The sequence below is a fragment of the Microscilla marina ATCC 23134 genome (genome assembly GCF_000169175.1).
GTDB classification, from domain to species: domain Bacteria; phylum Bacteroidota; class Bacteroidia; order Cytophagales; family Microscillaceae; genus Microscilla; species Microscilla marina.
Genome location: NZ_AAWS01000014.1, coordinates 116,448 through 141,581 on the forward strand (window position 1 = coordinate 116,448; position 25,134 = coordinate 141,581).

A 25,134-nucleotide genomic window follows, 5' to 3' on the forward strand; every position below is an offset into this window, starting at 1 on the left:
ATGAAAGTGCTTAAATTTGGAGGCACTTCGGTAGGAAAACCGGAGCGCATGCGCCACATTGCTCAGTTGATTAATAACTCTGATAAGCAAGTAGTGGTACTTTCGGCATTGTCGGGTACAACCAATAGTCTAGTAAATATTGTCAGTCATTTGACTTATGGGCGAAATAAGGAAGCCCTGGAAGAAATTGAGCAGCTACGAAAACACTACGAAGCTTTTATCAAGGAGTTGTATAAACAGGACAAGACTTACCAGAAGGGGTTCCAAATTGTTTCGGCGCATTTCGGTTTTATAGAAACCATCATAGAGATGGAAGGAGCTGGTTTTACGCTCAAAAAAGAAAGAGAATTACTTGCACAAGGCGAATTGTTGTCTACTAAGTTGTTTCAAAACTACCTGAATGAAGTCAACGTTCCCGCCGTGTTGTTGTCAGCGCTTGATTTTATGCGCATCGACGAATACAACGAACCTCGTTTGGGGGTGATTGAGCAAAAACTTAAAGAAATAATCGCACGATACCCACAAGATACGCTATTTATTACCCAAGGGTATATATGCAAAAATGCCAACAATGAAGTAGACAACCTTAAGCGGGGTGGCAGTGATTTTACCGCGTCGTTGTTGGGGGCTGCGTTGCGGGCTGCCGAAATACAAATATGGACAGACATTGACGGGATGCATAACAATGACCCCCGCATTGTAGAAAAGACTTTTCCTATAGCTGAGTTGTCGTTTGAAGAAGCCGCAGAGTTGGCTTATTTTGGGGCAAAAATTTTACACCCAGCGACCATTCATCCGGCAAAAAAATACAATATTCCGGTACGACTCAAAAACACTATGCAGCCAGAGGCAGAAGGAACCATTATCAGAAATATTCCGGATGAAGAGGAGCAGGTAAAGGCGGTAGCAGCAAAAGATGGGATTGTAGCTATTAAAATTAAGTCGAGCCGAATGTTGTTGGCTTATGGTTTTTTACGCAAAATATTTGAGGTGTTTGAACAGTACAAAACACCTATTGATATGATTACCACCTCAGAAGTGGCAGTGTCTATTACCATCGATGACGACACTTTTTTGCACGAAATAACGGAGGAAATCAAGAAAATAGCCACTATAGAAGTAGACGAAAACCAAAGCATTGTGTGCGTGGTGGGGTATTTTCCTTTCAATAGGGGAGGGCTTGCAGTAGAGGTGTTCGAAGCAGTAAAAGGCATTCCTGTTCACATGATTTCTTATGGTGCCAGTTCGCACAACATTTCATTATTGATAGACACTCAAGACAAAGAAGCATTTTTGATTGCATTGAATGACAATTTGTTTTTGAAATAGCATAATTCAAATTAAAAAAAGCTTCAGAGATTGATTTTCTGAAGCTTTTTTTATGCTTGGCAATGTGCTATCCAGCTTTTGGGCAAAGTTTGTTTCCACCCTTAGCCTTGGCTTAAGTCGTTGTCCTTGGACATTGCTCCAAGATTTTCCCAAAAAACTAGTTTAACCCCTTTCTTTTTAAATTTCACCATAATGATAACCACTTGCTTGTGCTGAAAAAGGTAAATATTCTTTGGGTGTTTCTTAGCAATGGCATACAGGTCTGGAAAGCGTCCAAACTCTCGCTCTCTGTCTCCAAACCCTTTTTCTTTGAGCTCTTGAGATATTGGTTTAATTTTATCAAGATGTTTGTCTATGATCAACTTAAGGTTTTGGGCATTATAGCCAAAATCATGGGGTTGATCTCTTTTTCTCTTGATTCCATCTATAATCATATCACCTATGGTATGATCTTGCCCTTTAGGTGTGTCTGATAAGTGTTTTACACTTCCTTGATAAAGGTAGTTTTTAAGCTTGTCAAACTTCTTGGCTTCCACAAGTTGGTAAACCTTCTTGAGCAGCTTTGCTGGAGTTTTTGCTCGACGTTGGGCTTCTGTATTTGCACTGCCCACAAATACAACCAATAAAATAATGTAGTAATATTTCATTTTCATAAAAAAGCTATTCTCCTCCACCATCAGTTGTTTTACTTGAAGATTTTTTAGACTCACTTGTGCTACTGTTTTTGCTGTTGATACGCTTCAAACCTTCCCAAAATACCAATTGGTACCCTTTGTCTATTTTTGCCATCAGGATATGCACACTTTTATAGTCAAAAATATAAATATCTTGTGGGCGTTGCTCCGAGATGGTTTTAAGGTCAGGAAACTGGGCAAAGTCTCTGTTTCCCTCAAACAAGCGTTTTCTTAATTTTTGAGGTATGGGTATAATCCTATCTGAGTACTTGTCAATAATGAGTTTGAGTCCTTGGCCGTTATAAGAAAAATCTCCGCTTTTGCTTTTATTTTTAATGCCGTTCAAGAGTAATTCACGCATGGTTTTACCTGTCATGCCTGTTCGCTTTTCGGATACTTTGCCATTGTAGAGAAACTTTTTGAGTTTGTCATATTTTTTGGCTTCGGCAAGTTTATATACTATTTTGAGTAGTTTGAGAGGTGTTTTTGCCCGGCGTTGTGCCATTGTTACAGAAGTGCTGAATAACAAGATGAGCATTAAAGAACTGATTTTTTTCATCATTGATAAGTTTTTATATATAAAAAGTTTTTGCCTTGGTATTACCATAAACGAGGGTTATTTTCCTCCATCTATCGCTTTTATGTTAGGTTCAGTGCTGTTTTTATTATCTTCTGTTATATTTGACAAACCTTCCCAAAATACCAGAACAAACCTCTTTTTCTTTAGCTTTGCCATGAGTATATGCACTCCTTGATGGTCAAAAATATACAAATCATTTGGGCGGTTATCTGCCAGGTATTTTAGGTCGGCGAATTGAGCAAATCCCTCATTTTCCTCCCCAAACAAATCTTTCAATACTTCTTTAGTAATAGGCACAATTCGTTCGGCGTGTTTGGTAATGATTGCATTGAGTCCTTGGGCATTGTAAGCCGCTACTCCGATTGTTTTTTTACCTTGTATGCCTTCCAGTATCAATTGCCCCATTGTTTTATTAGCCATTTCCTTTACAGGCGCATTGGTGATCTTTCCCTGATAAAGGTATTTATTCAGTTTTTTGTATTTTTTGGCTTCAGCTAGTTTGTGAATAGTTTTGAGCAAGTCTAATGGAGTTTTTGCTTGTTTTTGGGCATAGCCTATTGTTCCACAAAATATGGTGATGAGTAAAATAACACTGAGTTTTTTCATAATGGTAAGTATTGTTTCTCAGTAAAACGTGGGAAACTTCTAATTGGTTGATGTATGGCTTGCTACACTGTGGTAAAATTGCTCGCTCAAGGCAATAATATCATCTTTGCGGGCTACTTGATTTTTCCAGATGGTTGGAATGGCTTCATAGCCATAGTATAGCCCTGCCAATGCGCCTGTCATTGCCCCAATGGTGTCGGCATCTTCTCCCAGGTTAACGGTTTTGAGCACTGCATCTTGGTAGTTGTTGGTGTTGAGCAGGCACCAAAAACAAGCCTCTATTGAATCTACTACATAAGCCGTAGACGAGATAGACTCTACGGGGAGTTGTCTAAGATTACCGTCTAGCACCCGTTGGTAGTAGGCAGCTTCTTGCTGAAGGTTTTCTCTTTCTTTGATAAAGTCGTTCAGGGTTTGAGTCATGGCTCCATACGCTTTGGCAATGTCAATATCACCACCTCGCATAAGCCAGATGGCCATCTCAGAGAAGATAAATGCGCCAATCACAGAACGCAAATGGCGATTGGTCAATGAGGAGAGCTGTTCTATGTATATAAACCGTTCGCTGATAGACAAAGTACGGGTATGAAACCCCAAAGGCAGGGTATAGTTGAGTGCACCATTGCCGTTGTCCATTTCATCGTTGCCACCAGCTTCGGAAAGCTCAGTGCCATTCTTAATGCGTTGGATTGACTTGGCTACAATCACTCCCACATCAAATACTTCTCCATCGGCTGTCCAGTAGTTATTGTATAGCCAATCTACAAATTTTTTGGCAATGTCGTGTAGGTTAAACCCCGTAAGCAAGCTTTCGGCTACGCAAAATGTCAACGAACCATCGGTCGACCATATTCCAGCAGATTTTCCGTATATTCCTCCTTTACGCATGCCTGTTACTGGGTTTTTGCTCAGCTTTTGTCTGCTTTGAAACTCTGCCGGAATACCCAGTGCATCGCCTGTTGCCAAGCCCATAAAAAAACCCTTGACACGATCTAAACTAATATCAGAAACCATATTTTTGATTGTTTAAAAACAGCAAAGGAGGCAAGCATTTTTGTATATCAGCCCCCTGTCTTGACGCAATAAGGTAGGTAATTTGAGCAAAATGAAAAAAACTTTGGGCAATTATTTGGGTAAAAACAGGTTTCTGGTTCTGTTGATAGACTCTATCATTTCTCCCTGAAACTTTGCTTTTTTGTCAAAAAAAGAAGCTTACTTATTCTTTTACAAAATACACCTTTCCAGTACTGTTTATATAGCCCGTGTTTTTTTCTTTTACTACACGTGCCTGGTTATGCGCAAAGCTATATACTTTGTCTAATGTACAAGGGTATATCAATTTACCACCCTGACTAAGCATTCCCCATTTTCCATTTTTTTCTACTGGTATCATTCCGTGAGAAAAGTAAGGGTAGATAATATAATCGCCCAACTCTGATTGGTAAAACAAATACCCCATTTGCGTATACTGTTCAGTAAGTTTTTTGCCCGAAAATACATCATACAAGCTATATTTGCCGTTGTTGTGCCTGACCATGACCACATCTCTACTCAAGAATTTAAGTTTTTTGTAAACAAGCGCCGATTGATAATTGCCTATAGGATCAAACCATCCCCATAAACCCTGTTTTTTGAGTTTATAAAGGCCATTGTAATATACCACATTATCATATTCAATAGGGATCAATATGTTTTCTTTGTAATCTATTACCCCGCTTTTACCGTTAATTTTCACCACAAATATTGGTGTGCTGCCGTTGTGCTTGTAAATATAACTATCGTGTATAAACGAAATAGTGGTGGACCCTTGTAAATTGATCATACCATATTTTTGATTTTTTTGTGCTTGTATATATTGCGTACCACTCTTTAGGTCATCCAGATTTATATAGTCATATATGGCATCTACTACCATTTCGCCTTTGGTATTAATAATGCCCCATTTCCCTTGTGTTTTTACTAGTGCATGCCCTTGTTTAAACTGCCCTCCACTCTCATATTGGCATACTATCACCTCTTTGCCTTGAGCATTGATATAACCCGTTTTTTTGTTGCGTTGTACTGGCATGAGCCCATTAGCATAAGGGTTGATATAGTCATATTTAGGGGAGACAATGAGCTTACCCTTAGCATTGGCCAAGCCTACTTTATGGTGGGCTGAAGTAAGCTTAATCATTGAACTGGAAGCTTCTATTTTGGTGTATTTGATAGGCAACACTTGTTTGCCTTGGGTATCGAACATCCCTATATATTGATGGTTACCCGCAGCCAAAAACTGTTCAAACAACAAACTGCTGCTTATTTTATCGTATTTAATGGGCAGTATCGGTTGGTTGTTTACATCAACTACCCCATACTTTTTATTCTTCTTCAAAAGAATGAGCTGATCAGACAAATAGTAGGCATAACTGTAGACAATGGGTACTACTACTTTCCCTTTTTTGTTGAGCATGCCTTGTTTTTTGCCGATTTTTACGCTCACCAAAGGGTGTTTGTAAAAGTTGTCAAGCTCATCGTATTTAATTGGAATTACTACCTTGCCCCGATGGTTGATAAAGCCCTGCTTTTTGGTCTGCCCTGGTTTTTTGATGGTGACCTTTAATAGCTGGGCGTGCTCGTTATGGTACATGTTGCTGTACAAATGAGGCGTAAGCGCTTTGCCTTGTGCAGTAAACAACGCATATTTTTTATTTTTACTACCTATGATCAACCCATTCTTGTTTTGACTGATATAGTCGTATTGAATAGCTAACATTTGTTTGCCCTCCCTGGTCAGCAAACCTTTTTTTTTATTGATTGTTACTATAAACCCTTGATTAACGTAGTGAATCTTGTCGTATTTGAAAGGTAACACTACTTGTTTGTTTTCATCAAGTATACCCCACTTCCCTTCTTTTTGGTATTGATAAAGTTTTTGCGTCCATACAGGCGGTATAGTCAGTACGTAGACCAAAGTTGCCATAAGGCATTGGAGGGTTTTCATAGGTGCTGTTCTAAAGTTAAAAATATGTCAGGTATTAACATATAGATAGGCTTAATGCCTCATTTTCGCGTGTATCTACAGTGTACCATGTGAAGGTGTACGGTTTTTTTGTGTTTTTTAATAAATATTTGCTTGTTTTCAAGCAACAGGTAGAAACTCTAAGGAATGGTGAGCAATTAAATTGCTATTCTTGAGGTAGAGGTTTTGTTTTGAGACGAGGCTATTTTTTGCGCCCATAGCAGTGCTACGGGCAAAAACCGATGGCTACAGCTAGCTCTGCCAAAGGCTAAAAATAACGAAGTATCAAGGCGAAAAATCACCTCTCAGAGTGTAAATTTATTTTTGAACAATTCATTAGTATAAAGTTATACAAAAAAATAAGCTAAAGTGGGGCAAGACTATGACTAGTACCTTATCCTCTAAGTAAATGCACCATTTATTTTGGATGAGATTTGTTCTCTGACGAACTTCAAAAATTGAGCATAGCCATAGCTACGCGATATTTTTTAAGTAAAGTCAGGGGGCAAATATCGCCGAAATAATGTATCAGGTATTTAGAGGTTGAGGTACTAGGTTGAGTGATAATATTCAAGAATAATACAAGAGACGGAAGGGGGGGTAGGGTAGTAGTTGAAATACAAACAATGTTCATTTAGGTTATATTATAAGCAATTTGATGTACTGTTGGTGAGTGTTATAATATAGCAGAATTGTTCCACGTGCCAATCTGTAAATAATACAACTATACCAAGGCGAATTGGGGAAGTTGCTTGGTAATTGATTAGTAATATTACCTATTATTGATTGGTGGAAGAAAATAGGACAAAATTTATATGGAAAAGTAAAACTTTATGCTCCCTTTTTAGCGTACCATGCTCTAAATAATAGCAATTAACCAAACACCTTACAACCTACAATACTATGGCAACCAAAATATAAATTAAGACTATGATGAGTACATTTATTTTAACTTTAGTAACAGCAGCCTTCACCTTCACATCCCCTACCTTAAACAATAACAACAACACAAGAGTCAACCAAAACTATTTATACCAGCATTGGGTGATGTCTCCTTCAGAGTCTGTCAAAGGAGTAATAGTATACCGTCCTTATGAAGTGGCAGAGCAGAATAAAGTGCCCAATCGTTTGTTATATACGGGACTTACTTTCGAAAAAGGAGGGAAACTTCTTAAGCACAGATGGAGAAAGCATGGGAACAGCCGTGGACCTTCGTTTGATAAATATAACTGGCATTGGACACAAAGAAACCGTGTAGCTATTCTCAATATTGCCAGTAAGGTAGGCAATGGGTTAGACTATAAGGTAGAGCAGTTGGATAAAAACATGTTGAAAATACGTAAGATAAGGAAGCGCCGTTAGGCTCTCAATATAAATAAAGTAATACCATTCAAGGCAAGCCTTTTGGCTTGCCTTGAATGGTTAACCTCTACCTGGGGCGGCCTGTACCTTTAAAATACCTGATATATTTACCACTCCATACAGTACCCTGGTGGGTAATATAATACCCACTGCGTACGCTTCTTTTTACTCTTTTTATTACTCCATTCACTTTTTTGATACCACGATAACCCGCATCAATGAAGTAATACCTGAGATGCCCATTGATGGTATCTATTTTACTTACTACCATTGCATGTCCAATACTCTGTATGCTGCGGGTTTTGCCCTTACCTATAAATACATAATCGCCCAGATGTATATCGTTTACTCTGGTGCTGTATACACCATGCTTTTGCAACACATCGGCCATCTTGCCACTCATCGATTTTAGTTTGTTGGCATACAGGCGTTTTGGGGTGAAAAACTGATCGTATTTTACCAGTTCGTGGGGTTGTAAATAACCCCTTTGTTGTTTGATCCTACGTGCTTTGTCAGATTGGGCAGTAGTGCTTACCTCTCGGACAAAATAAGAACAATCTAACTTTTCACCTTTGGCTTTTGCCTTGGGGTCAGCTCCATAAGTACGTTGGTCGCGAGGGTTTTTGTAAGCTTCTTGTGCCAACAATGCCCTCTTTTTGCCTGCGGTAGCGTCATAAGGAATTTCTATTGTTTTTACAGGAGGTTTGACCTCTTTTTGAGCTGAAGGAGCCACTATGGTAGTAGAAACAACAGAGTCTTTGGGGGTGGCTACAGGTGGATGTTGAGTAGAGGTTGATCCGTGGCAGCCCCAAAGACTGCCCACCATCAACCAAATAAATACATTTTTCACAACTTCTTGGGTTAGGGTTTTTAACTTAAGTCCCAGCGGGCTTTAGTACCCCTAATGTCATAATGTACAAATGTTTTGTAAAGCCCCAGCCCGCCTTGGGTCATTTTTCCGGCTTTAGTCAACGCTTCTATTTTGGTATGTACTTGTTTAGGAGTATACCCTTTAACGACTATATCGGCAGCTTTAGCATACAAATGTTGGCTATTTGCTTTGCCCCCTACTGCCTTGTTATGGCTTGGGGTGCGATAAGAGGAATTAATGGCAATGCTTGCCCCCATTTCGGTGCGTAATATTTCCAGTTGTTTCATAAGGTTTTGTACGTTGGGATAATACTCAGGGGGTACTGCAGTGCCATCGTGACAATCAAACTCTGATGCCTTGAAGTTGGTGGAGGTAGGCACACTACTTTTGCCTTTAGTATTTTTGTCTTTTTCTTCGGTTTTTACCAACGACACATACTTAGCCGATACCCAGCGGTGGTCGCCAATACGGTGCCATCCGTTTTTGGTTTCTAATATGGTAATTTCTGCGCCATTTTTGATTGCCTTACCATTTTTTCCAAAATTGGCTCCTGCCCCCTTGCGTACATTCAGCGAGCTTGCCGTTACAATTCCTTTCTTAGAAGAAGGCTGTTTTTTTTGTCCGCCTAGCAACGCATCCACCTTTTTCTTTTGTATTTGGGTGGCTGTATATGTGCGGCTAATCCAAGGAACAGCGTCTAGCTCATCACTTATTCGTTGCAATACTTTTTTATCAAACGATGCCAGCGCACTGCCTCCGTGGTTGGTCATTACATACGCCAGGTTATCGCGGTGCAGCCAGGGGAGTTTATCAAATACCTGTAATATATGCGAGGCATGCGACTTTGCCAATGGCACCAGTGCTGTGCCCAAGGCAATCATATCTATTTTGCCGCTACTATATTTTTTATAGACTGTCTCTACCGGGTTGCTGGTGGTTTTTTTAGCGGTAGTAGTTTTTTTGTCAGGAGTAGTAGTGGTGAATTTAGCCCCGTTTTTATCGGCATACCTGCCAATAAACCCCATTTGCTTTTTTACATCGGCCTCATAGCTTTTGTCACTTACTCCACCATCGTCTACCTGATATCGACTTCCGCGTTCATTGACAAAGTTTTCGAGCAATTCGTCTGAGGTGCGCGCCGAGAGGTAGTCTTCTGCCATGAGGTGATAGTACATGGCTACTCCCATATCTCCATCTTTTACTTTGCTCACAAACGATGCAGTACTGTTGTTATATTCTCCAATGTTAAACGGGTTTTTTGATGCACTTCGTCCTGTCATTCCCAGGTGAGACTCAAATTGAGCCTGGGCAAGTGCAAACTCTACTGGTACTACCTTGCTCATGTCTTTGCCATAGTGCAGGTAGCTCCAGCGGGCAGCATTGGCAAACATACTTCCGGTAATCTTGGTTTTTCCGCCCCATTTGCTTCCGGCACGATCGAGGTATACTTGTGCGCGTTTTTCATACTCCTCAAAGTATTTTTTTTCTTCGGTGGTGAGTTCACTTTGGTCTACCGGGGTGTTGTAGGCTTTCTCGAATTGGCTAAACGTCCATTTTTCTGTTTTAGAAGGCGTGGTTTTTCGCTGTATTACTGCTCCACGCTTAGCCTTATGAGGAGTTTGGTTGGTTTTAATAGTTTGATTGTGTACAACTTGCGATTTAGACTTGTTTTGTGTATTGGCACCCTCATTTTGGGTTTTCATTATTTGATCAGGCATAATTACTTTAGGTATTTAACGAATGATATTATTGTTTTACTTTAGGTGAGCAATCTAGTATTTTATTACTAAAAAAAGTCTGTTTTCAAGTTTAAGTTTATGTGTCTTTTTATTGTTTGATATGGGCGCTATTATGCGATAATTTGGGCGAATCCCCTGTTTTTTGCCTAAATTTGCCCCAATTGTCACGTTGTATATAGCCTGAAAAACAGGTACAAATCATTAAATTAACAAAATGCAAAAAGTAGGTATATTAGGAGGTGGGCAACTGGGACGTATGTTGATCCAGGCAGGCATTGATTTCGACCTTGATATTAGTGTGTTAGATCCTGACCCCAACGCACCCTGTAAATTGTTTGCCAACAGGTTTGAAGTAGGTAAACTTACTGATTTTGATACGGTGTATCAGTTTGGGCAAACTGTCGATGTGCTTACCATAGAGATAGAGAGTGTAAATGTAGATGCATTGGAGAAACTGCACCAGGAAGGAAAAAAAGTTTTTCCTCAACCCCAGGTCATTCGAACTATTCAAGACAAACGTTTACAAAAGCAATTTTATCAAACACATCAAATTCCTTCGCCTGAGTTTGTGCTCATAGACAATAAGGGGCAGTTGGCTGATCACGCTGACTTCTTGCCTGCTTTTCAGAAATTGGGCAAAGATGGATACGATGGGCGAGGGGTACAAAAACTTACCAGTCCCAATGATTTTGAACATGGATTTGACAAACCCAGTTTGCTCGAAAAGCTGGTAGACATTGACAAGGAAATTTCGGTCATTGTAGCACGTAACGAAAGCGGAGGCATGCGCACTTTCCCTGTGGTCGAGCTGGTGTTTCATCCTGCACACAACTTGGTAGACTACTTGTTGGCACCCGCCCAAATTACCCCCGAACAAGCTGCTCAGGCCGAAGCCCTGGCACAAGAGGTAATGCTTAAACTAGATATGGTAGGCTTGCTGGCAATAGAGTTGTTTTTGACCAAAGAAGGCAAAATTTTAGTAAATGAAGTGGCCCCTCGACCTCATAATAGTGGGCATCATACAATCAAAGCCAATGGTACCTCACAATATGAGCAACTTTGGCGGGCTATTTTGAATTTACCTTTGGGAGACACCAGTGCACAGAGTTTGGCGGCAATGGTGAATGTGTTGGGGGCAAGCGGGCATACTGGCAATGCACATTATGAGGGAGTAAACGATACTTTGGGGGTAAAGGGGGCTTATTTGCATTTGTATGGTAAAAAGCTAACCAAACCTTCGCGCAAAATGGGGCACGTGACTATTCTTGACCAAACGCTGCAAGGGCTCGAAGAAAAGATTGACCTGATTAAGCGGAGCATCAAGGTGGTAAGTAAATGATGTGGTTGGTAGCCCTTACTGGGTTCTGGGTTCTAGATGCTAGATACTGGGTTTTACACCTTGAGTTTTAAGCAACTACGAATTTCACAATACATGTATTCTCAGGTGTTTATAAATTTGCTAGTCAAAAGCGTCAACAGGTGCAAGCTTTCAGCAACAAGCTTTCAGCAACAAGCTTCAAGTTAGCCCCTGTGCTACCAGCAACTAACATGTATATAAATTGTTCATTTTTAAGTGTTTATAGTTTTGTTAGTCAAAAATGCCAACAGGTTTTACACCAGCAAACTTTAAATATTTATATGCCGACGATACGTCGTGTGGTATGCTGAGCTTTAGAGCATAACGTTAGCGTTGGAAGGCAAAGTTATTTTTACGATTTGCTTAAAAAAGGCATACGCCACCAAATACTTTTTTGGTAGCGTATGCCTTTTTTAATTAATGAGGTTGTGTGTAGTTGTATTTAACGTCTCAGCGATTTAATAAGAAACAGTAATACTACAGAACCAAATATTGCGGTAAATATGCTGGGAAGGCTCAACCCTCCAACTGTTGCCCCTGATATTTTGAGTACAGAACCAAGCCAGCCTCCTAAAAAGCTACCTGCTATACCAATTAATATGGTGCCAAGCAATCCGGTGCCTATGCCACCAATCAGCTTACTTGCTATCCATCCAGAAAGTGCTCCTAATAGCATCCATACTATAATACTTGCGATTGTCATAATTATATAAATTTAAAGTTTGTTTGTGATACAGTAAATGCGTATCTGACCTAAGCCAGGTAGTTGTTAAGTTACTAAAAAAATCACCTACATAGGAGTAAAAAGTGATTTAATATTTCTTGTGGTTATTATATGCTTAGTTAATCACCTGATTGTATTGGCTATAATTTTTCTTTTCTTTCCCTTTAGGTCTTGCTTTTACCTCCCCTCCTTCTTTAAAAAGGAAGTAATCAGTATTGAAGTGTTTTGGGTAGGTGTGTGGTTGAACACATTATATTGAAGCCTGATGCCTGTTTCCTACTCATTTGTTTTTCCATTCTTAAAAATACGACAAAGAACTGCTCTAATTGTTTTTGCATTTAGTGTCTGGAGTACTAGACTTCGGAGGCTGATTGTCAAGGTAAAATCAGCCGCTATTTTATGCAATACTCCAGCGTCAAAAAGTCAGTAAATAACCAAGGCATTCAGGCGATAATTCCGGCAGATGGCAAAACTGTAGAATTGACTTCGGTAGTAGCTGTTTAAGGCAACTAAAGGGTACGTAAAAACGTTTGTCTTTTTCTGATTATTTGCTTTCGATAAAATACACATTAATTGTACTTATCCGCTATGAAAATTTTTACTTTCCATTTAGATTAATCAAAGAGTTTATTGTGCTGATATGGTCAATGATACTATTATGATTGGGATTAATTGCTACTTCGGAGGGTTTTTGTTAAAAAAGTGTAAACATTTTAGGCTCCTAATGTGTGACTGCGCTCCTTTTTTCAATAGCTTTGCAAAACGATTCGGAATAAAGAATATTTTATTTTTTGACTAAATTTAGTTTACAAAAGAAGTAATGTGAAATAAAAATTTGTAGTTTATTAAGATTCGGGTGCTGAGCATATATATGTTGAGAAACCTACTTCAAAACTACTTTTCTGGTGTAAGCCAGGTATTTTATTTGACTACTGTCATTCTATTATTTTTTTAGAAAATATAACACCAGCTATTGATTGTAAGACGAGCTATGGACAAGTAATAATTGAGGAAAAGCAGTGTTAAGTGAGGAATTGACTTCGCATAGCCAGGCTTAAAAAAAATGTACTTAACAATTATTTGTTGAATGTAGACGATGCTTTATCAAAACACTGTTACTTGTTATTTTTCAGAAAAATAATGCGCTAAAACTAATTAACCCTTAACAAACAAAACACTCTTAGAATGAAGCGATTATTTACTACTCTTTTTATGAGCTTATTGCTCATAGGAAACCTTGCTGCTGACCCTATCCAAAAGTCGACAGCAGTTAGTGTTGCACTCAACTGGCTTTCTAGCCAAAACGGAAACCAAAGAACTACAGGAAACCAAAAAACAGTAAAAAGCTGTGAAGCTGTAGTGTACAAAGGCATGACAGTATACTACCTTGTGTCTTACAACGAAGGTGGTTATGTGATTGTATCTGCTGATGATAAAGCCAAGCCTGTATTGGGCTATTCAGAAACAAATCCTTTGGATGATTCTTTCCAAAATCCGGTGATTCAGAACTGGATGAAAAACTACAAAATTTATGTATACGACCTGGTAAAAACTCAACAAAAGGCAAGAAGAACTTCTTATAGAGCTGCCTGGAGCCGTTTGACCCGCAACGAGTCTAAGCGTGTAAAAACCAAGGTAGAGCCTATGATGTCTGACATCTTGTATAGCCAGGGAAGTGGCTGGAACGCTCAGTGTCCAGAAGACGAAAAAGGACCTAGCGGACGTGCTTTGGTTGGTTGTGTAGCTACTGCTATGGGTCAAGTAATGAGATTCTGGGAGCACCCACGCCAGGGACAAGGTTCAAGAACTTATAACCACAATACGTATGGTGAATTGTCGGCTGATTTTGGCAACACTATTTACGACTGGTCGGCTATGTCAAAGTCAAGAGCTGACGAGCACAACGCACAACTATTGTATCACTGTGGAGTTTCTGTAAGAATGAACTACAGTGGAGAGTCTTCTGGAGCATACTCTAGAGACGTAGTAACTGCATTGAAAAATTATTTCCGTTACGATCGTGGCATCAGCATGATCTACAAAAGCCGTTACTCTGCCCAGGACTGGTCTGACAAAATGAAAGAAGAGCTTTCAGAAGGACGTCCTGTATTGTATTCGGCAAGAAGTACCTTAACTACCAACGCTGGTCACTTGTTTGCCTTAGATGGTTATGAAGTAACAAACGAAGGTGATTACTTCAGCATTAACTGGGGATGGGCTGGACGCTCTAACGGTTATTTTTACCTAACCGAGATGATTACACACGGTGGTGACCACAACTGGGTAGAAAGCAACGCGGCTATTATTGGTATCAAACCTGTAAATGCTGCCCCTGAGTTTACTTCTGTTCCTGCTGCAAGTATTGCTGCCAACCAAACTTTTACTTACAATGTAACTGTAATGGATGCAGACGGTGATGACGTAACCCTTTCTTTAGTTTCTGGCCCTGCTTGGTTAACTCTTGCTAAAGAGAATGGTCAATATGTATTGCGTGGTACTCCTGATGCTGGTCAGGCAGGTGCTGCTCAGGTAGTAATTGCTGCCAACGATGGCAAAGAATCTGCAGAGCAAACCTTCAATATCTGGATCAAGGCTACCTCTAAAATGGTTGATTTTGAAACCAACGACTTTACTCAAGCGGCGTTCTCGTTTACCGATGACAAACAATGGGAGCTTACTCAAGCAGTATCAATGGCTGGTTATGGAGTAAAATCTTTGACTATTGCCGATAACCAAAGTACTGAAGTAGCGATTACTGAAACTTTCAACGAAGGTGCTGCGGTAGCGTTCAACTTCAAGGTTTCGTCTGAAAGAAAATACGACTTTTTGCGATTCTTTATTGACGGAGAAGAGCAAGGCAAATGGAGTGGCGATATCAACTGGACAAGCATCAGTTTTGCGGTACCTGCTGGTGAGCATACTTTGACTTGGGCTTATACCAAAGACGGTTCACAGAAAAGAGGCGATGATGCTGCTTACTTAGACAATATTGAATTGATTAATCCTAAAGTAGGACAAACTCCTCAAATTGCTATTGACTTCGAAACTACTGATTTTAGCCAAGAGGCTTTCACTTTTAGTGGTACTAGCAACGACTTCAAATGGGAAGTAACCCAAACTGGCGGAGCTACTGGTTATGCGGCAAAATCGCAAACTATTACTCACGACGAAAAAGTGAGCATGTCAATCACCAAAACGTTTGGTGCCAACGGTGCCGTTTTCTTTGACAGAAAAGTTTCTTCTGAGGGCAACTACGACTTCTTAGAGTTTTATGTAGATGGTCAATTGCAAGAAAAATGGAGTGGCAATGTAGACTGGAGCCGTGTAAACTTTAGCGTAGCAGCTGGTGAGCATACCCTTACCTGGACCTACAACAAAGACTACTCTGTGTCTTCTGGTGATGATGCTGCCTGGGTTGATAACATCGAGTTGGTGGGTGTAGACAATGGTACTGACCAACGTTTGGCTGCGCCTACTACTGTAACTACTTTGAAGCAAAACTTCCCTAACCCTGCCCAATACAGCACTCAAATTGGTTTTGAGTTGGCTGAGGCTGGTAAGGTAAAAGTAGACGTGTTAAACTTGTCAGGTAAAGTGGTAACTACTGTGTTGAACCAAGCTTTAGAGGCTGGTGCACATCGTGTACAGTTGAACACTACTGGCTTGCAAAAAGGCATCTACATTTACCGTTTGGCAGTAGCTGGTAAAGTATTTACTAAAACAATGGTAGTGAAGTAATAAGCCTTCATTGAATAAACACTGGGTTTTAAAAGCTCAAGTGACGATATACCAAACAAAAAGGGCACGTTCAACAACGTGCCCTTTTTGCTTTTTAGCATACCTGTACAAACCTGGCACAAAAAAGAAACGTGGAATTTATGCTACTTGTAAGCCTTTTGGTTTAAACCCAGAAAATGATGACTCACATGAGGTGCAGCAAGCGCGCTATAAAAAGCCCGTTTTTGCCGTGGTTGCCCCAAAGTTTACCTCCCGACTTATAATAATTGTCAAAGTCTTGTGCTGTCCAATCAAGCTCCAGCACAGCCTTACCGTTTTCAAGCATTACCTTATATTTTGTCATGCCCCTTGTTTTGGCTATTCTATCGGCTTTGGCTTTGCTGGTAATGGCAGGGCGCAAAAGCGAAGGAGCTACATTATAGTCGTTGGGTTCGGGTGGTAGCAGGGGGGGCGGGCTATAGTGTAGGTGGGTATACACCTTTTGCAAATCTTTGTAAATGGCGGCTTTGAGTCTTTTGACCAGGTCTATGTCGTACACCATAAAAGCATACTTTGGTGGCTTGCCCACATAAGCCCACGTGAGCCTATGCAGCAGGGCATCGAGTCGCTGCATTACCTGATCTAAACTGGCAAAGTTTTCGGCCAATTGTTGTATAGCTGTAGCAGTGGGTTGTGCTTCTTTGTTTATGCTGTTTTTCATTGTTGTGACCTTATAGGTTCTCCTGATTGTCTTGCATCAGGTGTAAAAAACGAATGATAAAAACACCTTCATCGGAGAAGTTACCCCATAGTTTACCCACCGATTCTTGGTAGGCTTTTACGTCTTGTTGGGTCCAATTGGTAAACAATGCATATTCATTTTGGAGTTTTACTGCCCTAAAATCAGTAATTCCTTTAGCTTCGGCAATGGCTATAGCTTGCTCAATGCTGGTTATTGGCTTAGGTCTGGTCAGTGGGCGTATGTGCGAATGGTCTTCTGTAGGCAACGCCCGGTAATGGGGTGCAGGGCAAGCGTTTTGCAGGTCTTGTTTAATGGCTTGCCTCAATTGGTGTAAAAAATCGTAATCGCCCACTAAAAAGTAATTGGGCTGCGGGTTGCCAGCATACGCCAATGTCATTCTGTGCAGCAGGTTGTCAAACAGTTCTAATAGTTCGGCTTCGCTGCCAAAGGTTTCAATGACTTGTTGTATGGCGGTAGTGTTTGTTTGGGGGTTTTGCATAAGGGCAGAGGTTTAAGCGTTTAAAGGTTCGTTGTTGTTTTGGTTATTTTCATCGGGTCTTTGGTAAAGCCTCAACTCTTCAAATAACTTGTCGTGTTTCTCTTCTAGCTGGTCATAGTCTTGGCGAAGGTCTTTGTAACGTACTTCAAGTTCACCTGTGAGTATCTGTTTGATAATGGTATCGCACCACACCGCAAAATCAGGATTTATCCATCGGGCAAACAATACCACCAAATCAGGGTGGAAGTAAGTACCTTGAGTGATCCCTGCTTTTGAGTGATCACTTTTTGAAAAGTTGCCTTTAAAGGTTTTTACTACATCACTGTAGCCCAAGCAATGGTACTTACAAAATGCTTTTACATATTCGGTAAAATACTTTGATTTGATAAAGTTATCCAGCCTTTTAGCTTTCATTACTTTTATGGTTTGGGTAGCATTTATCCAGCCGTCGGGTGTAAACACTATTTCTTTGCCCAAGAAGGTTTTTTGTAGTTGGTTGTTCATCGATAGTATTTTTATTTTTTTGATGAATAGATGTGTAGAACATCATTAATTTCAGAGATATGATTTTCGTCAATCATTGCTATATTTGTATTGAGTGTATATTTTTAGTATAAGCTTGGTACAAATATATACTATTTTAGGTTTAAAAATACTATAAAGGTTTTTATTTTTACTAAATCGGTTGTTTTAGGCTGAAAAAAGTAATTAAGGTATGCTAGAAGAAGTAGCTAAAAGAATAACGTCTGCAAGAAAAAGTTTAGGACTGGGGCAAAAAGAACTGGAAAGAGAGCTTAATCTCTCTAAGGGTACTATAACAAAAATAGAAAACCTTACAAGAAAGATAGACTCTCATACGCTAATAGCTTTGTATGATAGGTTTTATGTATCGCCTAACTATATACTTTTGGGCTTGGGCGAGATGATATTAGAACAAGGTAGCAGTAATCAGGGCTGTGAGAATGTTAAAAGTAAAACTCTTGCCCATCTTTCAGCTTACATTGAAAGGCTTTTAGAGGATATTTCAACTATAAAAGAAGAGAGAGACGGGTATAAGAAAGCCTTGGCAAAAATATATGACAATACAGAAAAGGGAGATTCAAGTGTCTCTTCGGAGGGTAAAAGTGGCATTGCTTGATATCCAATCACAAACCTGTTTGGCTTTTTCATCTTCAGTAAGCTCATTTTCTTGCTCTAGAGTGCCATCCTTTTTTGCAGTATGAACCACTTTCAAGCTTCTTATTTTAACTATATTTTGACCTATATTTTCTGAACTTAACAATTGTAATTGTTCTCTTTTCTTTGCTTTAGTTTTGTGCCTTGCAAAAATAATGAGCACAATAACTAATAAAAACACCATTGATAGGAAACCCGCCAACCTTAGAGTAGCCACTGTTTGTAGGTGTTGTTTTGCCGAAATAGCTCTTTGATCAAACTCCAACTGTAGTAGGTTCCTTTTATGAAATAATTCTTTCCTTGATTTCACGTAAAACAACTGATCTTCTTTTATAATCTCCCTTAAGTTGTTATCGAGCAAATCATTTATCTTTTGACACACCAAGCTAAGTTCACTCAGTTTTTTCTGCTTAAAAAACAATATGCCTTTAGTTTTCAAAAGCAATGCTTTATTATATAAGCTACCGCTATTTATACTTTCTGCTAACCTTAAATATTTTTCCGCTAGATTGGAATTATTACTCTTAAGGTAGCATTGCGCTAAATGCAACGACACATTACATCTATCTTCATTTTTATTTCTAAGTTTTTGTGACTTTTTATAATAGAGCACAGCATCATCATACCGACCAAACATCTCGTTTGTTTTTGCAATAGTAAAAAAGTGATTGGCTTTAAGTATCTTATTGTTTTTTATTGTTAGTATTTTGCTGTATGCTTTATCTAAGTAAGCAAACGAAGAATCAGGTTTGTTGATATTGGCATAAGCTTTACCGATTGTAGTATACACAGCATATAAATAATTGGCATGAAAACCACTATTAACCACCTCCTGACCCAATCGTATAGCTTCGTAAGGCTTGTTTAAACTCATGCAATTATTAGCAATATTGACTTGAACATATGCTTGCCAGGCCTTATCTTGTGTGTTAATAGATAAGTTGTAAAATTTATTACTTTTGTTATACTCCTTGCTTATCCTATAAATGTGCCCTAGCAAAAAACTAGCTTTTCTTTTTTCTTTATTATTAGCCGCTATATTAAAAGCGTTAAAAGCAACTATCTTTGCGCTATCAATGTCATTATTCTGCACAAGAGGCAAGGCTTTTAGGTACAATTTATTAAAAGCACTTTTTTCTGTATTTTTTTGACTAAAAGTCACTACGGTTGCATTCAACAGCAACAGCAAGGTTAAAGTTATGATTCTCATTTTTTTCTCTAAGCTTCGTATAATATAATTTAGATTGACTATTCCTTTGATCACTTTTATATCTTTGGATAGTGTACTAATTACCCAAATAATAACTTATAAATTTCAATATTATGTTTAGGTTCAAAAATAAGTCATTTTTTATCAACAACAATCATTTGAGCAAAAATCAAATGAAAAACATAAAAGGTGGCAACTGTTGTGAAAATGGTGGCACGCCGCCACCACCACCAGCTGCTGCCAGAAGTACTACTCCGTTAGTAGCAAATCTAAAACCTCGTAAAAAAAGTTAAATTAAAACACCCCTTACGTACGATGCTTTTGACACCAAAAAATGACCTTTTAACTAACAAATTCATAAGCCACTGAAAATAAGCATACAATGAATTTGTTAGTTGCTTATAGGGTGTACCTAGAACCTTACACCTAGTCCCTAGCACCTTGTAAGGACATCCACTTCTTAAACATCGAAGAGTTTTTTAAAAGCGCATTTGAGGCATTGCAATAAACAAACGGTGTTATTGTAGGGATACCTTTGTGGTTGCCCAGCCTAAAATGTATCGATAAAACGATCGTTAGATAGACCTGGGCTATCGACTTAAGCATTAAAAAAGACAAACGGGTGCGCCATCTGCGACAAGCTAAAGCTAATGACTAACAGCTAAAGGCTTTAAATACTTGTTTTTTCTTTTGTAGCCTTGTATTTTCCCTTTCGTTTAAAATTGAAGATGGATGAGCGATTTTGACCAAATACTACAGAACTATGTGCGTCAGATTCTCAAAATTCAGCAAGAACGTGCCGAAGCTCCTTTGCAAACCGAAGAGTTGAAACGTATTGCCGAAAATCTGGGGTTGAGTGAAAACGACTGGCAACATATACAAAGCACGTTTGATGCTTCGCTTGCCCGTGGTAAAAGTTTTGTGCAATACAAAAGCTGGGACAATGCCATAAAAGAGCTACAGCTTGCCGTAAAAATTAACCCCGCTCACGCCGATGCGCTTTACCACCTGGCAGTGGCATATTGGCAACGCAACCGCAAGAAGGGCAAAAAAACTGACATGAAACAGGCCGAAGCGTATGCACGTCGTTGTGTGCAGGCAGACTATGCCCATGATGCCGCCCTGCGTTTGATTAGTCGGCTCGAAAAACAAAAAACACCCAAAACCAGCAAGCAAAGCATACTATTGGTTGCCTTGGTATTGCTTACTACCCTGGGGGTGTCGGGGTATATTATATGGGACATGAGCCGCGATAAGATGCCCATAAATAAATTGCCTGTGCATGCTACACCACCTCCCCCCAAGCCCAAAAACACCGAACCTGTGATTGTAAAAAAAACAGATAACCGCAATGTGATTGATTTGCCTGTGGTGTTGCACAATGGCAATGACAATGCCACTGGGTTGGCGCTCGACCTGGAGAGCTCGTTGTATCGCCGGGGGGATTATGAAATGTTGTATCAGCTCAGGGGGAGCATTCAAAGCAAAGTGTTTGAGGTGTCGCAGCTTACCCTGCGGCTAAAGCTGGTTGACCGAAACGGAGAGGTGAAGTTTGAAAAAGACTTTGAGGTGTTAAACGCAGACAAAGATGTGCCTATACGCCCCAACGATTATATTCCTTTTGCTAAGATATTCAGACAACAAACCTTTCCCCCTCATTTTAAAGATGCCTTGCTAAGTGTAGTGAAAATTTCTAAAACATCGCCGGAAGGCAAATATGAACCTGCCAAACTGGTGCCCCTGCAGTGGGAACAGTCGCCTCCGGTGGGCATCAATATAGAGGTAAGGCAACGCGAAGAAACTATGATACCCAACAGCGACAAGTTTTCGCATGATTTTATACTTGAGGTGAAAAACACAGGAACGCTTACCATTAAAAGTTTAAAAGTAGATGTGCGTTGGTTTAACGACAAAGACAAGTTGGCGCACAACGAAGAAATGACCTTGGTAGCGCCTGGCAACGCCATGTTGAAACCACAGCAAACGCGCTTGAAAAAGGGGGAGTTTATGGTAGGGCTCAAAAAAGCCAACTACAAAGATTTTGACTTGATTATACTGGAAATAAAGTAGGGAATTACGAATAATTCAAATTATTTTAGTGTGGCTAAACTACTCCCTGCTCATTGTGCAGTTTAACCACACCTATATATGCTACCTTACAGTAGCAAGCTTAAGGTCTTGAAAGTAATCCCTTATTTCTTGCGAATGAGGATAAGCTACGCCTATGCAACCCCCAAAATCGGGGTGGGTTTTGGCTGCCATCAGTTGATCTATTACCTCTTGGTTCCATTGTATGGTGTGGTTGGGTTGTATTTTGCCTACCTTAAGAGTAAGGTTTACCGGGCACACATATACGTCGGGGTATACCACCCCAAACAAATACTCACCGGCTACACAATTGCCTACCTCTGCCGGAAACCCCATTACTTCTACCCCCCAGTTGCCAAAGTCTTCGCTTACGCTTAATTGCACATTACCTTCGTATTCGTCATACACTTTTTTCATGAGTTGATAGCAAGCAATGGTATCTTCTTTGGTGAGGCGTAAATGCTCATAAATGCCTTGTTTATCGGCAAACCTATTCAAACGTATTACATCTGCCTCTAGTGCTTCACAATGGGCAAAGTAGCTTTTAAGGTGTTGCTCGGTCATGTTGGCGCGGCTAATCGTAAAAGTGAGAATTACCTTAAACTTCCAGTGGCGTTTTGCCGAAAATTCTTTAATACGTGCTGTAGCTTTTTTTACGACCGAGGGTTGGGTCAGTCCCTTAAAATCTTTGGATTTATCTTCAGTACCATGGCTAGTCATAATAATGGTTTTTACATTATTGTCTATGCACAAATCCAGCAACTCTTCGTAGTTGTCTTGCAGCAAAGGTCTGCCGCTCGACCAGGCAGCATTGCCCATGTACCAGTCATCGTTGTCTTTAAAAATGTTTGATCTTAGGTATTTGCCGTTTTCGGCAAAGCTATCAGATACTATAGGAACCACCTTAAACCCATGGTGTTCAAGTCCTTTGATAATGACTTCGGCTTCTTCTGGTGTTTGTTTAAAATGGTTGAGGTGTGGTTTGTCGAGCCAACAAAACTCACACTTTGCTTTGCAGGTGTTTTTGCCAATGCGGGTATCTACAAAATATTGTAATTCAATTTTCGAGTGGTCTAAATGATCATCAAAAATAATAGGAAGCTTACTCATGCTAAAATTAATAAGTGATTAAGTATATGTACAAATTGCTCTAGTGCCGCTTGGGGGGTGTCATACGCAGGCGATAGCCTGGTATAGCCGTGCCAGTGTGCATAGGCAATGTCGTGTTGATCTAAAAATTGTTCGATGGTAGCAGTAGGTATTTCGGGGTGCTTGAACGATAAAATACCAGCTGTTTGTGTTTTTTCTGGTGGTTGTTGACCTGTATACATGGTACAGCCAGCGTTGCGCAAAGCGCCAAACAAAAAGCTAATGTCAGCATAAGCTTTTGCCTCAATTTTTTGGGTAGACACCTGGTTCAGGTGTTTGATAGCGGCATGTACGCCTGCAATAGAAGATATATTGAGCGAACTATACTCAAACCGGGCTGCTCCAGGTTTAAAGTCAAAAGGCAGTGTGGCAGGGTCAGACTCTGACTGTTGCATAGCGCCTGCCCCCACATATGCTGGTTTGAGCTGAGGCATCAGCTCTTCAGAGCAATACAAAAAACCAGCCCCTACCGGACCTCTGAGCCATTTCCAGCTGCAGGTAGTCAATGCCGATACTTTGGCTTTTTTTACATCGATATTTAGTAAGCCGGCACTTTGGGCAGCATCTACAAAAAACAATATGCCTTGTTGGGCGCATAACTCACCTATAGCGTTGATGTCTGCTCTAAACCCTGACAAGTACCCTACATGACTAAGCGCGACCAAGCGGGTTTTAGGGGTGATTGCTTTTGCAATATCCTCTACAGTATACTTGCCCTGTTGAGTAGGTATGCGTACAATCTCTACTCCTTGTGCTACCAGGTTTAGCCAGGGGTAAACATTGGAAGGAAACTCATTATCGGGAATTAAAATACAGTCGCCCTTACGCCATTGTATGCCTTGCGCTACAATGTTTACACCGTGTGTGGTGTTGTCAGTAATGGCGGTTTCGTGAGGGTGGCAGCCAAGCAAGGTGGCTACCTGATGGCGCAATGAAGGGATGAGCCTGGCGGCCTCTTGTTTGATGCCTGCTTTACCTTGGTATTGCTGGGCCATGATGGTGGTTTGCATGGCGTGGGCTGCCTGGGGCAATAGCCTGGATACGCCAGCAGTGTCTAGGTAGACTTTATGGATGAAGCTATTCATTGTATTGGGTTAATATAATGGGTATTTTAAGCAGAAATTAATGACTTTATGTGATGAAAAAACAACGCTTTGTTTTTGTGTAGCCACTTCTGGGTAAGCGGATGTTATAAGTTTTGTAATGAGATAAAGGGTAATCATTTAAAGTATTTCTATCAAAAGTAATATTTATTCTCTATTTAAATATTTTGGTGTAGGGCGGCTGGTTGGAGCGAGCGCTGCACCAATTATTTTTTTTGGTGTAATGTTATTTAAAAATGTGTATTTTAAGTCTTTTTGTCTCGCAAAGTAATAGATAAATAATTAATAGTACTACCTATGCAATGATAAAAAACAGAATAAATAACATACAATAATTAAAAAATCATAATTATTTAAGTAAACAATGGTATTTAGCCCAACAAAAATAATTAGAATGCGTGTGTACAACTATTGACCTCTATTATCTTTATTCAGTTAATTATGCAACATTTACCTACCCACTTAAGCCCAATTAAAATGATATAAGATCCGGACAGCAAGAGGTTTACTGTGCATTTTATGCCTCATTTTCTGTGTTTTAACCAGAAAAAATTACAGAAAAAAACAACAAAAAATCATTCACCAAAATTTTTATCATGATGTTACAAGAATTATTTAACTCAGATTTTTGCACAATAAGTTTTAATAAATCTCAGCAAAATATTCAGATCGCCTGGCAAACCCCACCTGTAGCTATAGAAAATCAGGATTTTAAAGACTCGCTCTCGCAACTTGTCTTGGTTATTGAAGCCTATCAACCTGTAAGTTTAATTATTAATGCTGAATACTTTAATTTTACAATAGAGCCTGAGCTTCAGGAGTGGTACCAACAAAATATTATCACAAAGTATTTAGAGGCAAACATTAAAAAAATCGGAATTATTAAGCCACAAGATTTTGTGACGGGCTTATCTATGGAACAGATGTTCAAGGCGGTGGTGTCGTCTGGTAAAATCAGTCTGAGTTTTTTTAATGATATAGATGCTGTCAATGACTGGCTCAATGAGCAAGAAATTGCTGCCTAACAATTGCTTGTCAATTGGTATTTTGAGGGCAAAGTACACCAATAAAAATATTTAATGACCTTTGGTAGTTTGAATACGATCAAAGGTTTTTTTGTGGGCTAAATTCTAATAATTGCAAAAAAATATTAAATGTAACTACTTGTTTATGAGTTGGTTATATTTTTTTCTGAAAGTGTGAGTAG

The 25,134-nt window shown here is 39.6% G+C and carries 22 protein-coding genes; 8 read left to right on the forward strand and 14 right to left on the reverse strand.

Annotation, left to right across the window (positions count from 1 at the left end):
• Entirely contained in the window at window positions 1–1,329 is a 1,329-nt protein-coding gene (locus M23134_RS14925; RefSeq protein WP_002697509.1) for an aspartate kinase, read from the forward strand.
• Window positions 1,330–1,430: 101 nt separating this feature from the next.
• On the opposite strand, the gene M23134_RS14930 is transcribed toward M23134_RS14925, so the two are convergent.
• The 5 genes from M23134_RS14930 to M23134_RS14950 all read right to left on the reverse strand — a co-directional run bounded on the left by M23134_RS14930 (window position 1,431) and on the right by M23134_RS14950 (window position 6,172).
• Window positions 1,431–1,976: a hypothetical protein gene (locus M23134_RS14930; RefSeq protein ID WP_157558492.1), complete on the reverse strand. Its 546-nt coding sequence runs from the start codon at window positions 1,974–1,976 to the stop codon at window positions 1,431–1,433.
• A 13-nt stretch (window positions 1,977–1,989) separates the two neighbouring features.
• Window positions 1,990–2,565: a hypothetical protein gene (locus tag M23134_RS14935; RefSeq protein ID WP_157558493.1), complete on the reverse strand. Its 576-nt coding sequence runs from the start codon at window positions 2,563–2,565 to the stop codon at window positions 1,990–1,992.
• A 54-nt stretch (window positions 2,566–2,619) separates the two neighbouring features.
• Window positions 2,620–3,189 carry a hypothetical protein gene (locus M23134_RS14940; RefSeq protein ID WP_002697514.1) on the reverse strand — a complete coding sequence of 190 codons (570 nt, stop codon included), beginning with the start codon at window positions 3,187–3,189 and terminating at the stop codon, window positions 2,620–2,622.
• A 39-nt stretch (window positions 3,190–3,228) separates the two neighbouring features.
• On the reverse strand, window positions 3,229–4,203 hold the full coding sequence (locus M23134_RS14945; protein WP_002697517.1) for an ADP-ribosylglycohydrolase family protein: 975 nt from the start codon (window positions 4,201–4,203) through the stop codon (window positions 3,229–3,231).
• A 202-nt stretch (window positions 4,204–4,405) separates the two neighbouring features.
• Entirely contained in the window at window positions 4,406–6,172 is a 1,767-nt protein-coding gene (locus tag M23134_RS14950) for a WG repeat-containing protein (RefSeq protein ID WP_082226578.1), read from the reverse strand.
• Between the two features lie 948 nt (window positions 6,173–7,120).
• Here M23134_RS14950 and M23134_RS14955 point away from each other — a divergent pair.
• A complete protein-coding gene (locus M23134_RS14955; protein WP_045113630.1) occupies window positions 7,121–7,552 on the forward strand; it encodes a hypothetical protein in 432 nt (143 codons plus the stop codon).
• Between the two features lie 67 nt (window positions 7,553–7,619).
• Here M23134_RS14955 and M23134_RS14960 read toward each other — a convergent pair whose 3' ends face one another.
• A complete protein-coding gene (locus tag M23134_RS14960; RefSeq protein ID WP_045113631.1) occupies window positions 7,620–8,402 on the reverse strand; it encodes a hypothetical protein in 783 nt (260 codons plus the stop codon).
• Between the two features lie 20 nt (window positions 8,403–8,422).
• Window positions 8,423–10,141: a D-Ala-D-Ala carboxypeptidase family metallohydrolase gene (locus M23134_RS42090; RefSeq protein WP_002697530.1), complete on the reverse strand. Its 1,719-nt coding sequence runs from the start codon at window positions 10,139–10,141 to the stop codon at window positions 8,423–8,425.
• Between the two features lie 235 nt (window positions 10,142–10,376).
• Between M23134_RS42090 and M23134_RS14975 the strand changes: the two genes are divergently transcribed.
• Window positions 10,377–11,501 carry a 5-(carboxyamino)imidazole ribonucleotide synthase gene (locus M23134_RS14975; protein ID WP_002697535.1) on the forward strand — a complete coding sequence of 375 codons (1,125 nt, stop codon included), beginning with the start codon at window positions 10,377–10,379 and terminating at the stop codon, window positions 11,499–11,501.
• A 460-nt stretch (window positions 11,502–11,961) separates the two neighbouring features.
• On the opposite strand, the gene M23134_RS14980 is transcribed toward M23134_RS14975, so the two are convergent.
• Window positions 11,962–12,222, reverse strand: coding sequence for a GlsB/YeaQ/YmgE family stress response membrane protein (locus tag M23134_RS14980; protein ID WP_002697537.1), 261 nt, complete (start codon window positions 12,220–12,222; stop codon window positions 11,962–11,964).
• 1,206 nt (window positions 12,223–13,428) lie between these two features.
• On the opposite strand from M23134_RS14980, the gene M23134_RS14985 reads away from it, so the two are divergent.
• Window positions 13,429–15,981, forward strand: a complete 2,553-nt coding sequence (locus M23134_RS14985; protein ID WP_045113632.1) for a C10 family peptidase — start codon at window positions 13,429–13,431, stop codon at window positions 15,979–15,981.
• 184 nt (window positions 15,982–16,165) lie between these two features.
• Here the strand turns inward: M23134_RS14985 and M23134_RS14990 are convergent, their stop codons facing one another.
• Genes M23134_RS14990 through M23134_RS38190 form a run of 3 tightly spaced genes read right to left on the reverse strand, consistent with a single transcriptional unit; the run spans window position 16,166 to window position 17,705 of the window.
• Complete coding sequence (locus M23134_RS14990; RefSeq protein WP_002697541.1) at window positions 16,166–16,681, reverse strand: hypothetical protein; 516 nt, start codon at window positions 16,679–16,681, stop codon at window positions 16,166–16,168.
• 10 nt (window positions 16,682–16,691) lie between these two features.
• A complete protein-coding gene (locus M23134_RS14995) occupies window positions 16,692–17,201 on the reverse strand; it encodes a hypothetical protein (protein WP_002697543.1) in 510 nt (169 codons plus the stop codon).
• A 12-nt stretch (window positions 17,202–17,213) separates the two neighbouring features.
• Window positions 17,214–17,705: a KilA-N domain-containing protein gene (locus tag M23134_RS38190; RefSeq protein ID WP_002697545.1), complete on the reverse strand. Its 492-nt coding sequence runs from the start codon at window positions 17,703–17,705 to the stop codon at window positions 17,214–17,216.
• 211 nt (window positions 17,706–17,916) lie between these two features.
• On the opposite strand from M23134_RS38190, the gene M23134_RS15005 reads away from it, so the two are divergent.
• Entirely contained in the window at window positions 17,917–18,339 is a 423-nt protein-coding gene (locus tag M23134_RS15005) for a helix-turn-helix domain-containing protein (RefSeq protein ID WP_002697547.1), read from the forward strand.
• Here M23134_RS15005 and M23134_RS15010 read toward each other — a convergent pair.
• A complete protein-coding gene (locus tag M23134_RS15010) occupies window positions 18,301–19,641 on the reverse strand; it encodes a tetratricopeptide repeat protein (protein WP_157558494.1) in 1,341 nt (446 codons plus the stop codon). The two genes, M23134_RS15005 and M23134_RS15010, sit on opposite strands and share 39 nt — an antisense overlap.
• A gap of 59 nt (window positions 19,642–19,700) precedes the next feature.
• On the opposite strand from M23134_RS15010, the gene M23134_RS15015 reads away from it, so the two are divergent.
• Window positions 19,701–19,880: a TIGR04149 family rSAM-modified RiPP gene (locus tag M23134_RS15015; RefSeq protein WP_002697551.1), complete on the forward strand. Its 180-nt coding sequence runs from the start codon at window positions 19,701–19,703 to the stop codon at window positions 19,878–19,880.
• Window positions 19,881–20,319: 439 nt separating this feature from the next.
• Complete coding sequence (locus M23134_RS15020) at window positions 20,320–21,657, forward strand: tetratricopeptide repeat protein (RefSeq protein WP_002697553.1); 1,338 nt, start codon at window positions 20,320–20,322, stop codon at window positions 21,655–21,657.
• A gap of 81 nt (window positions 21,658–21,738) precedes the next feature.
• Here M23134_RS15020 and M23134_RS15025 read toward each other — a convergent pair whose 3' ends face one another.
• Entirely contained in the window at window positions 21,739–22,785 is a 1,047-nt protein-coding gene (locus M23134_RS15025) for a hypothetical protein (RefSeq protein ID WP_002697555.1), read from the reverse strand.
• Entirely contained in the window at window positions 22,782–23,909 is a 1,128-nt protein-coding gene (locus M23134_RS38195) for an aminotransferase class V-fold PLP-dependent enzyme (RefSeq protein ID WP_002697558.1), read from the reverse strand. Before M23134_RS38195 ends, M23134_RS15025 begins: the two co-directional genes overlap by 4 nt.
• Before the next feature lie 614 nt (window positions 23,910–24,523).
• Between M23134_RS38195 and M23134_RS15035 the strand changes: the two genes are divergently transcribed.
• The gene (locus M23134_RS15035; protein WP_045113633.1) at window positions 24,524–24,952 is read left to right on the forward strand and encodes a hypothetical protein; all 429 of its coding nucleotides are present in this window, start codon (window positions 24,524–24,526) and stop codon (window positions 24,950–24,952) included.
• The last annotated feature ends 182 nt before the right edge of the window (window positions 24,953–25,134 follow it).

Coding starts and splice junctions, on each gene's coding strand:
- M23134_RS15015 (WP_002697551.1), top strand. CDS start 19,701: ATGTTTAGGTTCAAAAATAAGTCATTTTTTATCAACAACAATCATTTG.
- M23134_RS14930 (WP_157558492.1), bottom strand. CDS start 1,976: ATGAAATATTACTACATTATTTTATTGGTTGTATTTGTGGGCAGTGCA.
- M23134_RS14985 (WP_045113632.1), top strand. CDS start 13,429: ATGAAGCGATTATTTACTACTCTTTTTATGAGCTTATTGCTCATAGGA.
- M23134_RS38195 (WP_002697558.1), bottom strand. CDS start 23,909: ATGAATAGCTTCATCCATAAAGTCTACCTAGACACTGCTGGCGTATCC.
- M23134_RS14940 (WP_002697514.1), bottom strand. CDS start 3,189: ATGAAAAAACTCAGTGTTATTTTACTCATCACCATATTTTGTGGAACA.
- M23134_RS14950 (WP_082226578.1), bottom strand. CDS start 6,172: ATGAAAACCCTCCAATGCCTTATGGCAACTTTGGTCTACGTACTGACT.
- M23134_RS14955 (WP_045113630.1), top strand. CDS start 7,121: ATGATGAGTACATTTATTTTAACTTTAGTAACAGCAGCCTTCACCTTC.
- M23134_RS14925 (WP_002697509.1), top strand. CDS start 1: ATGAAAGTGCTTAAATTTGGAGGCACTTCGGTAGGAAAACCGGAGCGC.
- M23134_RS14995 (WP_002697543.1), bottom strand. CDS start 17,201: ATGCAAAACCCCCAAACAAACACTACCGCCATACAACAAGTCATTGAA.
- M23134_RS14990 (WP_002697541.1), bottom strand. CDS start 16,681: ATGAAAAACAGCATAAACAAAGAAGCACAACCCACTGCTACAGCTATA.
- M23134_RS14980 (WP_002697537.1), bottom strand. CDS start 12,222: ATGACAATCGCAAGTATTATAGTATGGATGCTATTAGGAGCACTTTCT.
- M23134_RS38190 (WP_002697545.1), bottom strand. CDS start 17,705: ATGAACAACCAACTACAAAAAACCTTCTTGGGCAAAGAAATAGTGTTT.
- M23134_RS15035 (WP_045113633.1), top strand. CDS start 24,524: ATGATGTTACAAGAATTATTTAACTCAGATTTTTGCACAATAAGTTTT.
- M23134_RS15005 (WP_002697547.1), top strand. CDS start 17,917: ATGCTAGAAGAAGTAGCTAAAAGAATAACGTCTGCAAGAAAAAGTTTA.
- M23134_RS14975 (WP_002697535.1), top strand. CDS start 10,377: ATGCAAAAAGTAGGTATATTAGGAGGTGGGCAACTGGGACGTATGTTG.
- M23134_RS15020 (WP_002697553.1), top strand. CDS start 20,320: ATGAGCGATTTTGACCAAATACTACAGAACTATGTGCGTCAGATTCTC.
- M23134_RS15025 (WP_002697555.1), bottom strand. CDS start 22,785: ATGAGTAAGCTTCCTATTATTTTTGATGATCATTTAGACCACTCGAAA.
- M23134_RS14935 (WP_157558493.1), bottom strand. CDS start 2,565: ATGATGAAAAAAATCAGTTCTTTAATGCTCATCTTGTTATTCAGCACT.
- M23134_RS42090 (WP_002697530.1), bottom strand. CDS start 10,141: ATGCCTGATCAAATAATGAAAACCCAAAATGAGGGTGCCAATACACAA.
- M23134_RS14945 (WP_002697517.1), bottom strand. CDS start 4,203: ATGGTTTCTGATATTAGTTTAGATCGTGTCAAGGGTTTTTTTATGGGC.